The 12,102-nt window shown below is 65.1% G+C and carries 16 protein-coding genes; 6 read left to right on the plus strand and 10 right to left on the minus strand.

Annotated features, from left to right (window positions below):
* Both L0D16_RS11625 and surE read left to right on the plus strand, forming a co-directional pair.
* Positions 1–630: RNA-guided endonuclease InsQ/TnpB family protein (locus tag L0D16_RS11625; RefSeq protein ID WP_243032372.1), on the plus strand; the 630-nt coding region annotated here is incomplete at its 5' end.
* A 48-nt stretch (positions 631–678) separates the two neighbouring features.
* Positions 679–1,428: a 5'/3'-nucleotidase SurE gene (surE, locus tag L0D16_RS11630; protein ID WP_243032374.1), complete on the plus strand. Its 750-nt coding sequence runs from the start codon at positions 679–681 to the stop codon at positions 1,426–1,428.
* Here surE and L0D16_RS11635 read toward each other — a convergent pair.
* Together L0D16_RS11635 and L0D16_RS11640 are read right to left on the minus strand one after the other, a co-directional pair.
* Positions 1,376–2,194: an SAM hydrolase/SAM-dependent halogenase family protein gene (locus L0D16_RS11635; protein WP_243032375.1), complete on the minus strand. Its 819-nt coding sequence runs from the start codon at positions 2,192–2,194 to the stop codon at positions 1,376–1,378. The two genes, surE and L0D16_RS11635, sit on opposite strands and share 53 nt — an antisense overlap.
* 39 nt (positions 2,195–2,233) lie before the next feature.
* On the minus strand, positions 2,234–3,685 hold the full coding sequence (locus L0D16_RS11640; RefSeq protein ID WP_243032376.1) for a tetratricopeptide repeat protein: 1,452 nt from the start codon (positions 3,683–3,685) through the stop codon (positions 2,234–2,236).
* 50 nt (positions 3,686–3,735) lie between these two features.
* Here L0D16_RS11640 and L0D16_RS11645 point away from each other — a divergent pair, with 50 nt between their 5' ends.
* Complete coding sequence (locus L0D16_RS11645; RefSeq protein ID WP_423247873.1) at positions 3,736–4,446, plus strand: tetratricopeptide repeat protein; 711 nt, start codon at positions 3,736–3,738, stop codon at positions 4,444–4,446.
* A 40-nt stretch (positions 4,447–4,486) separates the two neighbouring features.
* Here L0D16_RS11645 and L0D16_RS12540 read toward each other — a convergent pair whose 3' ends face one another.
* The 3 genes from L0D16_RS12540 to ispF are packed head-to-tail and all read right to left on the minus strand — an operon-like array spanning position 4,487 to position 5,405.
* Positions 4,487–4,618 carry a hypothetical protein gene (locus tag L0D16_RS12540; protein WP_279231397.1) on the minus strand — a complete coding sequence of 44 codons (132 nt, stop codon included), beginning with the start codon at positions 4,616–4,618 and terminating at the stop codon, positions 4,487–4,489.
* A gap of 15 nt (positions 4,619–4,633) precedes the next feature.
* Positions 4,634–4,954: a trimeric intracellular cation channel family protein gene (locus tag L0D16_RS11650; RefSeq protein WP_243032379.1), complete on the minus strand. Its 321-nt coding sequence runs from the start codon at positions 4,952–4,954 to the stop codon at positions 4,634–4,636.
* Complete coding sequence (ispF, locus tag L0D16_RS11655; protein WP_243032380.1) at positions 4,947–5,405, minus strand: 2-C-methyl-D-erythritol 2,4-cyclodiphosphate synthase; 459 nt, start codon at positions 5,403–5,405, stop codon at positions 4,947–4,949. Before ispF ends, L0D16_RS11650 begins: the two co-directional genes overlap by 8 nt.
* A gap of 16 nt (positions 5,406–5,421) precedes the next feature.
* Here ispF and L0D16_RS11660 point away from each other — a divergent pair, with 16 nt between their 5' ends.
* Together L0D16_RS11660 and L0D16_RS11665 are read left to right on the plus strand one after the other, a co-directional pair.
* The gene (locus L0D16_RS11660; protein ID WP_243032382.1) at positions 5,422–5,973 is read left to right on the plus strand and encodes an HD domain-containing protein; all 552 of its coding nucleotides are present in this window, start codon (positions 5,422–5,424) and stop codon (positions 5,971–5,973) included.
* A 36-nt stretch (positions 5,974–6,009) separates the two neighbouring features.
* Entirely contained in the window at positions 6,010–6,330 is a 321-nt protein-coding gene (locus L0D16_RS11665; protein ID WP_243032383.1) for an FUN14 domain-containing protein, read from the plus strand.
* Positions 6,331–6,332: 2 nt separating this feature from the next.
* Here the strand turns inward: L0D16_RS11665 and L0D16_RS11670 are convergent, their stop codons facing one another.
* From L0D16_RS11670 to L0D16_RS11685, 4 genes are all read right to left on the minus strand, one after another.
* Positions 6,333–7,313, minus strand: coding sequence for an asparaginase (locus L0D16_RS11670; protein ID WP_243032384.1), 981 nt, complete (start codon positions 7,311–7,313; stop codon positions 6,333–6,335).
* On the minus strand, positions 7,310–7,606 hold the full coding sequence (locus L0D16_RS11675) for a DUF309 domain-containing protein (RefSeq protein ID WP_243032385.1): 297 nt from the start codon (positions 7,604–7,606) through the stop codon (positions 7,310–7,312). The genes L0D16_RS11670 and L0D16_RS11675 overlap by 4 nt, the downstream gene beginning before the upstream one ends.
* A 6-nt stretch (positions 7,607–7,612) precedes the next feature.
* Positions 7,613–8,122 carry a ubiquitin-like small modifier protein 1 gene (locus L0D16_RS11680; protein ID WP_243032386.1) on the minus strand — a complete coding sequence of 170 codons (510 nt, stop codon included), beginning with the start codon at positions 8,120–8,122 and terminating at the stop codon, positions 7,613–7,615.
* Between the two features lie 65 nt (positions 8,123–8,187).
* The gene (locus L0D16_RS11685; protein ID WP_243032387.1) at positions 8,188–10,011 is read right to left on the minus strand and encodes an aldehyde ferredoxin oxidoreductase family protein; all 1,824 of its coding nucleotides are present in this window, start codon (positions 10,009–10,011) and stop codon (positions 8,188–8,190) included.
* Positions 10,012–10,144: 133 nt separating this feature from the next.
* Here L0D16_RS11685 and L0D16_RS11690 point away from each other — a divergent pair, with 133 nt between their 5' ends.
* On the plus strand, positions 10,145–11,053 hold the full coding sequence (locus L0D16_RS11690; protein WP_243032388.1) for a carbohydrate kinase family protein: 909 nt from the start codon (positions 10,145–10,147) through the stop codon (positions 11,051–11,053).
* Here the strand turns inward: L0D16_RS11690 and L0D16_RS11695 are convergent.
* Positions 11,042–12,001: a quinone oxidoreductase family protein gene (locus L0D16_RS11695; RefSeq protein WP_243032389.1), complete on the minus strand. Its 960-nt coding sequence runs from the start codon at positions 11,999–12,001 to the stop codon at positions 11,042–11,044. The genes L0D16_RS11690 and L0D16_RS11695 overlap by 12 nt on opposite strands.
* Positions 12,002–12,102 lie beyond the last annotated feature (101 nt).

Raw genomic sequence — 12,102 nt, forward strand, 5'->3', positions numbered from 1 at the left:
TACATCATCTTTGTCTGTGAGGTGGACCCTAAACCCTTGCCTGAAAGCCATGAAGCCATTGGCATAGACCTGGGCACCAACCCTCACTTTCTTGTCACCTCCGGTGGGGAGATGGTAGAAGCTCCCAGGTACTACCAGAAGACCCAAGAAAAGCTGGCCAAAGTACAAAGGGAGCTTTCCCGGAAGGAGAAAGGAGGTGGTAGGTATAAGAAAACCAAAAAACGCTTGGCCAAACTGCACCGTAAGATCGCTAATCAGAGGAGGGACTTCCACCACAAACTTGCCAGGAGGCTTGTAAACCGTTATGGCACCATAGTTCATGAGGACCTAAACGTTTCTGGCCTAATGCGTTCTCGTGTCTCTAAAGGTGTACAAGACGCTGGTTGGAGACAATTTCTCCAAATCCTCGCCTACAAAGCGGCGGAGGCTGGTAGGCGGGTTATCAAGGTAGACCCTAAGTACACGAGCCAAGACTGCCCTGTCTGCGGTCACCGGGAGAAGAGGCCCCTGTGGGCTAGGGAGTCCACTTGTCCCTCTTGTGGCACTCTTCCCCATCGGGACGTGGCAGCGGCAGTAAACATCTTGGCCAGGGCTCGGACGGAGCCTGCGGGGATAGGTGCTCTAACCTAGAACCGCGAAGCCCCGCTCTTCAGAGCGGGGAGTCGTCACGCTTGGCGTATGCGCATCCTAGTTTCCAACGACGATGGCATCTTCTCTCCCGGAATCAAGGCCTTGGGCCTGGCCATGCGGGAGTTGGGCCAGGTGTATGTGGTGGCCCCCGATGTGGAGCAGTCCGCGGTGGGCCATGGCATCACCGTAAGGCGCCCTTTGCGCTTCAAACACACCGCCAGCGCCGGTTTCGGGGAGATCCCCGCCTACCGGGTGGACGGCACCCCCGCCGACTGCGTGGTATTGGGGGTGCACCTTCTGGGCCGGCCTGACCTTTTGGTCTCCGGTATCAACATCGGGGTGAACCTGGGCTTGGACCTCACCCATTCGGGCACGGTGGCCGCCGCCTTGGAGGGTACGTCCTTGGGCATTCCCTCCATCGCCTTCAGCCTGGATACCTCGGGGGAGGAGTTGAACTTTTCCTTGGCGGCGGAATGGGCGGTAAAGATCGCCCGCCTGGTGCTACATAAGGGGCTTCCTAAGGGAGTTCTTCTCAACGTGAACTTTCCCGCGGGGGTGCCCAAGGGCCTCATGGTCACCCGGCTTTCCACCCACCACTGGGAGGACACGGTGGTGGAACGTCTGGACCCCGAGGGGAAGCCCTATTACTGGATCGCCGGCACCCCGGTGGGGGAGGAGGAGGAGGGCACGGATCTCCATGCGGTGCGGCGGGGGTACATCTCCATCACCCCGGTGAGCCTGGACTTCACCGCCTTGGACCTTCTGGAGGAGGTGGGGCGCTGGGTGGAGGAGCTATGACCACGGGCGTCCCCTCCCTTAGCCCCAGGGCCTCCTGGGCGCTTCCTCCGTTGATGCCGATCTCCAAAAGCCCGGCGCTTCCCAGGTAGGCCACGGCCTCGCCTTTTTCCACGTCGGCAAAGGTCTTGCGGATGGGGATCCTCTTCCCCGCCACCTCCACAAACCCCCCTAGGGGGGCCCTGAGAAGGGTGGTGATGGCGTTGCCAAAGCGGTCAAAGGTGAGGACCTCCCCTTGGGGTCCTGGGGTAAGGGAGAGGGGGAGGCGCACCAGGTCCCGTACGGGCACCTCCGGTCCGAGCCCCTCCGGAGCCAGCCCCAGGGCCAGGTGGGCCGCGGCAGGGGCGAAGAGGTCGCGGCCGTGGAAGGTGTGGCCCCCCGGGGCCCAGCCTGGCAGGGGGAGGATGCCCTTGGGGCTAGGGGGGGAGGTGCGGGCGATCTCATGGGCTCGGATGGGTGGGTCCAGGAGCCAGGCCAGGGTGAAAAGGCCGTTGTCAGGCCCCACGTAAAGGCGCCTTCCCAAAGCGGCGATGGCCCGCCTCCTTGTGCCCACCCCGGGGTCCACCACCGCCAGGATCACCCCGCCCTCGGGCAGATAGGGCACAGCCTCAAAGAGGGCATAGGCCGCCCGGCGCAGGTCCTGAGGAGGAAGGGCGTGGGCCAGGTCCAGGACGGGCACCCCGGGGGCCTTTTCCCAGAGAACCGCCTTCACCACCCCCACGTAGGGGTCCTCGAGGCCAAAGTCGGAGAGGAAGAAGATGGGACGCATACCTTGAGGGATTCCCCACCCGACCGAGCCGGGGTGGCCTTAAAAGGCCCGAAGCCAAGGGGCGGGGAAGAGGGCCAGGATCACCCCCGCCACCACCCAGCCCAGGGCTAGCCCCAAGGTGCCCTCCGCCCGCTCCTTAGCCCAAAGGAGCCCAGCCCCCAGGAGGATAAGGAGGAAGGTGGGCCCGGGCACGGCCAGGGCGAAGAGAAGGGCTGCCAGGTAGGGGTGGAGGTCCTTGTACCGCTCCCTGAGGACCAGGGGAACGAGGCCTCGGAAAAAGGGCTCCATGAGGGCCAGGCCCAGGAAGGCCAGGAGGTTTAGGGGCAGGGTGCCCAGCTCCAGGGCTTCCCGGATCCAGCCATAGAGGAAGAGGAGAAGGACCAAGGCCGGCCCCACCCAGAACCCTTCAATCCAGGTGGACCAGGAACCGAGCAGGTTAGGGAGGCGCTGGCGGAACCCCTTTACCAGCAAAAGGCTCGCGAAGAGGAGAAGGCCATAGATGAGGTAAAGGTTGGGGAGGAGGAAGTCCTTCTGGTAGGGGGTGAAAAGGGCTAGGGCGTTGGCGAACAGCGCCTTTCCCAGCAAGGCGGCCAACAAAAGGGAGAGGAGGAGGCTACCCAGGAGGGTGAGGTAAAGGCTTCCCGGCCCCGGCAAGGGGTCCTCCACCACCTCGAGGGTGCGCAGGGGTTCAATGCGGCTTTCTCCCAGGAGGACGAGGAGCAAAAAGAGCAAGAAGACGAGAAGCCACGGCCAGGCCCTGGCCAGGAAGCGAGCGGGGAGGTTTTCCAGGGTGGCCAGCTGCCTTAAGGCGGCCTGCCCTTGGGAAAGCTGGCCCTGCCCCAGGTAAGCCAGGACCAGGAGGGAAAGGGCCTCGCTTTGCATCCGGGGCTGGGCGGAAAGCTCAGGGAGAAGCCCCTCCAAAAGGGGGATGGCCTCCTGGGGTTTGCCCGAAAGAAAGAGGAGGCGTCCCCTTTCCAGCCTTTCCCCCAGGGTAGGGCCCAGGACCTTTAGACCCTCCTGGGGATGCCCCAGGGCTAGGTAGAGCTGGGCCAGGAATAGCCGGGCTTCGGGGGTGGGGGGTAGATTCTGGGCAAGCCCCAAGGCCTCCTCGTACCGGCGAAGGGCCTTGAGGGCCTGGGCCTTTAGCAGGTTGGCCTCGGGTCCTGGAGGCAGGGAAAGCTTGAGGACCTCCGCGGCCTGGCCCTTTTGCAGGAGGATCCGGGCGCGAAGGAGCTGGGCCTCCGGTTCGTCGCCCAGTTGCCCCAGGTAGCTTTCCGCCTGCCCAAGGTCCCCCCTTTCCAGATGGATGCGGGTAAGGAGAAGAAGGCTAGGCCGGTGTTCGGGGTCGCTTTTAAGGGCCAGTTCGCAGGTGGCCTGGGCGCTTTCCAGGGCTCCTTGTTGGAAAAGCCGCTGGCAACGGGTGAAATAATCCTCGGCTCCCTGGGCCCATGCGGGGAGGCCCAGGAGCAACAATCCCAGGATAAGCCTCATGCCTTCCAGTTTACGCCGGGCAGGCTTTAGACCCGGTATAATCCCAGCGGGTGAGACCCGTGAAACACTGGATACCCTTTCTTTTGGTGGCGGCCCTTGCCTTGGGCCTGGCCCAGGCCCCGCAGGTGGCGGCCTTGCTGGATGCGGGGCGGTTTCAGGAGGCCTATGAGCTGGGCTTGAAGCTGGGTACCCCCGAGGCCCTGGCCTTAGCCGCCAAAGGAGCCAGCTTCTACGCCCTTTACCAGGCCAAGCCTGAGGAGAAGCGGGCCTGGTTTGAGAAGGCGGAGAAGGCCGCCTCCCAAGCCATCGCTAAGGCTCCCGATTTTCCCGAGGGTTACTTTGAGCGGGCCCGGGCCTTGGGGCGGCTTTCCCAGTTCAAGGGGATCCTCGAGGCCCTGGCGGAGGGCCTAGCCCCTAGGATCAAAGGCGATCTGGAAAAAACCCTGAAGCTCAAACCCGACCACGCCGGGGCCATGGTGGCCTTGGCCTTGTGGCACTTTGAGCTGGTGCAAAAGGGCTGGCTGGTGGCCGCCACCCAGGGGGCGGAGGGCTCGAGGGTGGAGCCCCTGATGCAAAAGGCCATAGAGCTGGAGCCCGATGGGATCATCCACCGGGTGGAGTACGCCAGGGTCCTTGCGGCCTGGGGCAAGAAGGAGGGGGCGAGAAAACAGCTGGAAACCGCCCTCTCCCTTCCCGCCAAAACCGCCGCCGACCGCTACGATCAGGAGAGGGCCCGGCAGGAGCTGGCCAAGCTGAAGTAGCCTTAGGGGGTTCAAGGGGCCGGGCACGCCCGGCCCCTTTTTACTTGGGAGTGGCAGCCCTAAGACCAAGCCGCCTCCCAAAGAGGCGCAAAAACACGGTGGCCAGGGCCCCGGCGAAAAGGGCTCCTTCCGGATGGGTGCCGTGGAGGGCGTAGACCACAAGCGCTTCCACCAAGGCTGCGAAGGCCTAGAGGTCCCCTGCCCGGTAGAGGATGCCCGGCACCTCTTCCGGAAAGCTCGTCCCGTAGCCCGCCTCCTCCCACCCCTGAGAGGGTGCCCGCCAGGGCCACCCCCAAGGGGCCAAGCCCAGGGTATCCAGGTGGTAGATGAGCCGTTCCCGGGCCTGTACCCTGGGGTGGAAGCGGAAGACGAGAAGCCCCGTGGGGATCACGCTCCACAAGAGGGGCTCGTTGAGCAGGGCCCTTGGGGGGAGGGTGCCCACCAGGACATCGCGGAGGGACCCGCCCCCCACCGCGGTTACCGTGGCCGGGATCAGGAGCTCAACCATCTAAAAGCGCCATGGCTCGAGCCTGCACGTGGGCTACGGCCAGGCCCTCCGAGGTCTTAAAGGTGAGGCCGATCCGGTCCAGGGGCAGGCCCAGGAGCCGGGAAAGGTTTTCCTGGAGGCCCTGCCGGTAGGGGGAAAGCTTGGGCTGGTCCAGGATGATGGCCAGGCTTACCTGGATCAGCTTTCCCCCCCTTTCCTCAACAAGGCGGAGGGCCTCCTTTAGAAAGACCTCGCTGCTGGCGCCTCGCCACGCGGGGTCGGTGTCGGGGAAAAGGAGGCCGATATCCCCGAGGCCATAAGCGGAAAGCAGGGCGTCGGTGAGGGCGTGTAAGGGAGCATCCCCATCGGAATGGGCTAGGGCCCCGTGGGGGCTTGGGATCAAGAGGCCGCAGAGGTAGAGGGGCTTGCCCTCCACAAGGCGGTGGCTATCCTCCCCGTAGCCTAGGCGCATGGCTATACTTTAGGGCATGCCGAGCTTTGCGGAAGCCCTAGCCCTCATGGAGGCCTGGACGGAAAGCGAGTCCCTAAGGCGGCACATGCGGGCGGTGGAGGTAGCCATGCGGGCCTACGCCCGCCGCTTTGGGGAGGACGAGGAGGTTTGGGCCATGGCCGGAGTCCTCCACGACATGGACTACGAGAAATACCCTGAGGAGCACCCCTACCGGGGGGTGGAGGAGCTGAGGCGCCTGGGTTACCCCGAGGAGGTCTTGGAGGCCATCCTGGGCCACGCCTCCTATACGGGCGTACCCCGGAGGACCCTCATGGCCAAGGCCCTCTTCGCCGTGGACGAGCTCACCGGCCTCATCACCGCCGCGGTTTATGTGCGGCCAGACCGTTCCATCCTGGGCCTCGAGCTTCCAAGCCTCAAGAAGAAGTTCAAGGACAAGGCCTTCGCCAAGGGGGTGAACCGGGAAGAAATCGTCACGGGTGCGGAAGACCTCGGATTCACCCTGGACGAGCACATGGCCTTCGTTCTTAAGGCCATGAAGGAGGAGGCCGAGCTTTTGGGCCTCAAGTAGTTGCCTTCCCGACCCCTATTCCGCTAGGGTGAAGGCGTGGAGCTACCCGACCTAAGCCCCTACCTGGGCCAGATGACCTTTGGCGGTTTGGCCGGGTATGCGGTGGGCTATGCCCTGAAGAAGGTGGGCCGGTTCCTGGCCATCGCCTTGGGCCTCCTTTTCATCGCCCTCCAGCTCCTGGCCCAGGCGGGTTACATCCAGGTGGACTGGACCCGTATCCAAAGGGATGTGGAGCCCCTTCTGCAGCAACCCGGCCTGCAAAGCCTCTGGGATAGGCTCCTAAAAACCCTTACCTATAACCTCCCCTTTGGGGCCAGCTTCGTGGGCGGGCTGCTCCTGGGCCTGAGGGCGGGATAGATCTAGAGCCAGGTGAGGTCCAGCTGGGCCTGGAGGTGGCCTACCTGTAGCCCGCGGTAGTTCCTTAGCTCCGGCTGGTCCCAGGGGGTGGGGCCTGGGTCCAGGCCCAGGAGGCGCACCAGGGCCACCACCGCCACCTCCCGGGCTTGGGCCGAGCCATCCTCCACCTTCAAGGCCACGCCCAAGGGCCCACGGGGGCTTTGCAGAAAGGCTAGACCGTAGTAGCCATCGGCTCCCCGCTTGGCCACCACCGGCAGGCGCTCCATGAGGAGGGTGTCCACGCTTCCCGGTCCTGCCACCAGCTCCGGGTAGCGGCGCATGGCGGCCCGGACTTGGCGCAAGGGCTCCCGGTAAGTTTCCGTGGCCACCTCCGGCTGGGCCAGAAGGAAAAAGGCCCGGGCGGCCCGGGAAAGGGGCAGGGCAAAGGTGGGCACGCTACAGCCGTCTGTGGCCAAACGGGGCTCGGCCCCGGAAAGCTCCCTCAGGGTTCTTTGGTTTAGGACCTGGACCGGGTGGGCGGGGTTCTCGTAGCCCTCGGGGCTTGCCCCTAGGGCTAAGCTGGCGGCCAGCATGCCTGCATGTTTCCCCGAGCAGTTGTGGTGGAGGGGGGTGGGGCGCTGCCCGGCCACCTCCAGGGCCTTCCGGGCCTCCTTGGAAAAGGGAGGGTGCACCCCGCACACCAGGGCCTCCGGGCCCAGGCCCAGCTTGGCCAGGAACCTCGAGGCCACCTCCACATGCCGGGGGGTGCCATCGTGGCTGGCGGTGGCCAAGGCCACCTCCTCCTCCGTAAGGCGGAACCGCTCCACCGCCCCCGTGAGGTAAAGGGCCAGGGCCTGGAAGGGTTTGGCCGAGGAGCGCATATAGCTCCATAAGCCGGGGTTTCCCGCATAGGCCAAAAGGCCTTCCTGGCCGTAGACGGCCAAGGAGATGCGGTGCCGGTTTTCCACCTCTTGGCCGCGGTAGACGTAGACCCAAGCGTTCACGCCCCAAGTCTACGCCGGGCCTCTTGCCAAAGGGGCCTCCAGTCTAGGCCTAGGAACGGGGAGGGGAGGCCGAGAAGCTTCCCCTCGGCCTTCTTTAGGTTTCGCATGCCCCCTCGGCCCAGCTTCCCCTGGTGTAGGGCCGCGGCCAGCAGGATAAGCCCTTGGAGAAAGCGCTTTTCCTCCCCTTGGGCCTCTCGCCAGGCCCCTTCCAAAACCTCGTGGGCCTCAAAATAGCGCCCCGCCTCCCAAAGGCTGCGCACCGCTTCCCACAAAGGGGTGGCTTCCCTGGCCACGGGGCTTTAGCCCCCTCCCCGGGCGGCGGCCAGGTGGATCCTTTGGAACCAGGCCTCGGCCTCTTCCCCTTCCACCTCCACCCGAAGCTGGCTGATGGAGAGGCTTCCCACCCTGAGGGGCTCCTCTTCCTGGAAGCGCACCGTGGCCCCAGGAAGGGCATAGACCCCTTCTTCCATCTTTTTCCCGCCCCATTCCAGCAGGTACCTCTCCAAAAGCCAGGGGGGCAGGGCCCCAAAGCGCTGGACAAACCCTCCCCCCGCCACCGGGGGGAAGAGGTCCAAGGTGGCCTCCTCGGCCAAAGGGGTGGTGAGCCCTTGCAGGTAGCGCACATCCCGCCCTTCCAGGAAGAGGGAAACCCCCTCGGAAAGCCCTTCCCCCTCAAAGAGCTCCGCCCTTAGGGCCGGGTAAGCCCGCACCAGGGCTTCCAGGACCTCCCCCACGGTTTTGCCCTCCACCCGGACCTGGGTTTGGCCCGTGAGATCGCGGAAGGTGGCGTAGAGGTTTACCTTGGGCATACCGTGATTCTATGGGAAACCCTGGCCGTGGGGGCCAGGGTTGTGGACGCTAGGGCCCACAAGGCCTAGTCGGCGGCGGAGGGGAGGATGCCCAGGGCCTGGAGCTTGGCGGGGGGCACCACGCCCTTCTCCCAGCCCCTTTCCCGGTAGTACTCCTCCAGCATCTGTTCCAGCTCGGTGAGCTGGCCCTTGGAGCCGGCGCAGTCGGAGGGTTCCTTCAGGAAGCGCTCGGGCAGGTAGTCGGAGCCTTCCCCATGGCCTGCCAGGTTGTTGTAGTAGCGCTCCAGGTTGTAGATGCGCTCCCCGATGAGGAGGATCTCCTCGGGGGTCACGGGCCGGCCCCAGTAAGCGGCAAGCTGTTTGGCGTACTCCTCGAGGCCCTCGGCGAACTGGCTGAACTTGCAGAGGTCCAGGGAGTCGGTGAAGGCGGAAAGGTCTTGGAATAGCTTGGTGAGCTTGCCCTTGCCCTCCCAGGCCAGAGGATCGGTCTTGTAGGGCACGCCTAGGATCTCCGAGGCCGGGGTGTAGGCCCTAAGGTGGCAGGCCCCCCGGTTGGAAGTGGCGTAGGCGATGCCCATGCCCTTGAGGCCCCGGGGATCATAGGCGGGGATGGACTGGCCCTTGACCTCGAGGGAAAGCTCCGGATGGCCGATGGCCTTGGCAAAGCGCGCCGGACCCTCCGCCAGGCTGTCCCCCACCCCCCGGCGGTGGGCGATGGCCTCGAGGATGCGGATCTCCCCCTCCTTGTCGCCAAAGCGAATCCCGTCGGGGCCCTGGTAGTAACCCTTCTCCGTGGCCTCCATGAGGACGGCGATGGCGTTTCCGGTCTCTATGGTGTCCATGCCGTAGGCGTTGCAGAGGTAGATGGCGTAGCCCGTCCAGTCGGTGTCCGTGCTCCCCACATGGGCGCCTAGGGCCCAGGCGGATTCGTACTCGTAGGATTCAAAACGGATGGCCTTGCCGTTGAGGTGCACCTCCACCATCTTCTTGCAGGCCACGGGGCAGGCGTGGCAGGTATTGTCCTTGATGAGGCGGTGTTCGCGGACGTACTCCCCGGAGATGGTCTCCACCCCTTCAATGCAGGTGTGCTGGCCGTTGAAGGTGGGGAGGGCCCCCATGACGTTGCAGATGTTCATGAGCACGTTGGTGCCATAGAGGGAGAGACCCCCCTTCTTGGGAGCGGTCACGTTCTTAGGGTCGTTGATGGTGGCCGAGGCCTGCTGGTCCGCCTCCCGCCAGAGCTCGGGGTCCTTGGGCTGGGGCATCTTCTCCTGCTTGCCCACCACCACAATGGCCTTGAGCTTCTTACTTCCGGCCACCGCCCCGGTGCCGCCCCGGCCTGCGGCCCGCTCGTCGTTGTTGATCCAGTTGGCGAAGCGCACCAGGTTTTCCCCCGCGGGGCCGATGGCCATCACGTCGGCGTCCTCCCCGTGCCGTTCCCTTAGGATGCGGTGGGTCTCGTGGGTGGTCTTGCCCCAGAGGTCGGAGGCGTCGTGGAGGGTGACCTCCCCGTCCTTGACCAGGAGGTAGACGGGTTTTTCCGAGGCCCCCTTGATGAGGAGCCCGTCAAACCCCGCCCATTTCAGCTTGGCTGCGGTCCAGCCCCCCATGTGGCTGTCGGTGACGGTGCCCGTGAGGGGGCTTTTGGTGACCACGGCCAGCCGCCCCGACATCTTGGCCCGGGTGCCGCTCAGGGGGCCATTCATGATGCAAAGGAGGTTATCGGGACCCAAAGGATCCACCTTTGGGCCGTTTTCAAACACGTACTTGACCCCCAGGCCCCGGCCCCCCACGTACATCTCCAGGTCCTTGGGGTCGGGGGCAAAGTACTCCACCTGGCCGCTGGAGAGGTTGATACGGGCAAGCCTATGCGCATATCCGCCAAGCATCTGCCACCTCCTTCTGGGCTTTAGGAAAGCACGCCCATAGCCAGGGGAATCGCACGATACTGCCCAGGTTCTCGGGGATTATACCACGGGGCCCCAGGGGGATTGTAAAGGGGATGACAGGCATAATGGAGCCATGCTGGCCCTAGCTGGGGAGGTGCTGGTGGACCTGGTTTTGGAAGGCCAGGACCCCTTGCGCTTCTCTGGGGTTTTAGGGGGCTCGGTGCTGAACACCGCCACCACCCTAGCCCGCCTCGGCTTTCCCGTGCGCTTCCTCTCGGAGGTGGGGGAGGACTGGGTTTCCGCCTGGGGCGAGGAGGAGATGCGAAGGCGGGGTCTAGGGTTAAGGCTTTTCCGCCATCCGGCTCCCATGCCCTTGGCCCTGGTGCGGCTGGATAGGGAGGGGAACGCCAGCTATAGCTTTCACCGCCCCTTCCGGGAGCCCTACCATCCCGAGCCAGGGAGCCTAAAGGGGGTTAAGGCCTTTCATTTCGGCTCCCTCTTCGCCCTCGAGGACCGCACGGAGGAGGGCTTGGGGCTTCTTCTGGAGGAGGCGGAGGGGGAAGGGGCCCTCCTCTCCTATGACCCCAACCTCCGCCATCCCCCTACCCCCAAGGAGCGAAAGCGGATGGAAGCCTACCTGGCCCGGGTGGACCTGCTGAAGCTTTCCCTGGAGGACGCAAAGCTGCTTTTCCCTCAGGACCCCGTGGGGGTGGTGAAGGCCCTGGATCCACCCTTAAGGGTCCTCACCCTGGGGGAGGAGGGGGCGATGGCCTTCTTGGGGGAGGAGGAGGTGCGCCTTCCTGGGGAGCGGGTGGCGGTGAAGGATACCGTGGGGGCGGGGGATAGCTTTACCGCGGGGCTTCTTGCCCTTCTCCTCCAGAAGGGGTACGGGAAGGGAAGCCTCCCCCGCCTTTCCCGGGAGGAGCTCAGGGCCATCCTGGAGGGCTCCATCGCCCTTTCCGCCCTGGCCTGCACCGTGCGGGGGGCCTACCTGCCGGAAGAGGGGCTTAGGGCCTGGAAGAAACGCTATTTAGGGGAGTAAGAGGACCTTGCCCGTGGTCTTTCGCCCCTCCAAGGCCTCGTGGGCTTCCCGGGCCTTTTCCAGGGGGAACTCAGCCCCGATCCGCACCCGTAGCCACCCTTCCCGCAGGGCCTGGAACACCTCCCCCGCCCGCAAGAGGAGCTCCTTGCGGGTGGCGGTGTAGTGGTGGAGGGTGGGGCGGGTGAGGTAGAGGCTTCCCTTCCGGTTCAGCACCTGGGGGTCCATAGGGGGCACGGGCCCCGAGGACTGGCCGAAGAGGACCAGATAGCCCCGGGGCCTCAGGGCCTCGAGGCTCCCGGCAAAGGTACTTTGCCCCACCCCGTCGTAGACCACATCTACCCCTCCTCCGGATAGGGCCTTCACCGCCTGGGCGAAGTCCTCGTAGGGGAGGGCGTAATCGGCCCCCGCTTGCAGGCAAAGGGCCCGCTTCTCCTCCGTGCTGGCGGTGGCGTAGACCGTGGCTCCTAAGTGCTTGGCCCACTGGATGAGAAGGAGCCCCACCCCTCCGGCCCCTGCGTGCACCAACACCTGATCCCCTGCCTGCACGGGGTAGGTGCTTCGGAGGAGGTAGTGGGCGGTCATCCCCTGAAGCAGGCTGGCCGCCGCCAGCTTGGGGTCAAGCCCCTCGGGCACGGGCACCAGCCTTTCCGCCGGCACCACCTGGTACTGGGCATAGGCGCCTTGCACGTTGGCGAAGGCCACCCTATCCCCGGGGCGCACCCCCATCACCCCTTCCCCTACCTCCTCCACCACCCCGGCCCCCTCCTCCCCCAAGGTGAAGGGAAGGGGCATGGGGTAGAGGCCTCGGCGCTTGTAGGTGTCAATGTAGTTGACCCCGATGGCGAGAAGCCTGACCAAAACCTCCCCCGGGCCCGGCTTGGGGATGGGGAGGTCCTCGACGGTCAACACCTCTGGCCCGCCCACCTGGTGTACCCGTATGGCCTTCATGGCCTTCAGTTTAGCGGTGACGACTCCCTGTTCTCAAGAACAGGGCTTCTCGGGAATCATGAGACTGTTTGCACAGCGCCCACTCCCGAAGGCTCCGTCCG

It is taken from the genome of Thermus altitudinis (genome assembly GCF_022760835.1).
Classification (GTDB): domain Bacteria; phylum Deinococcota; class Deinococci; order Deinococcales; family Thermaceae; genus Thermus; species Thermus altitudinis.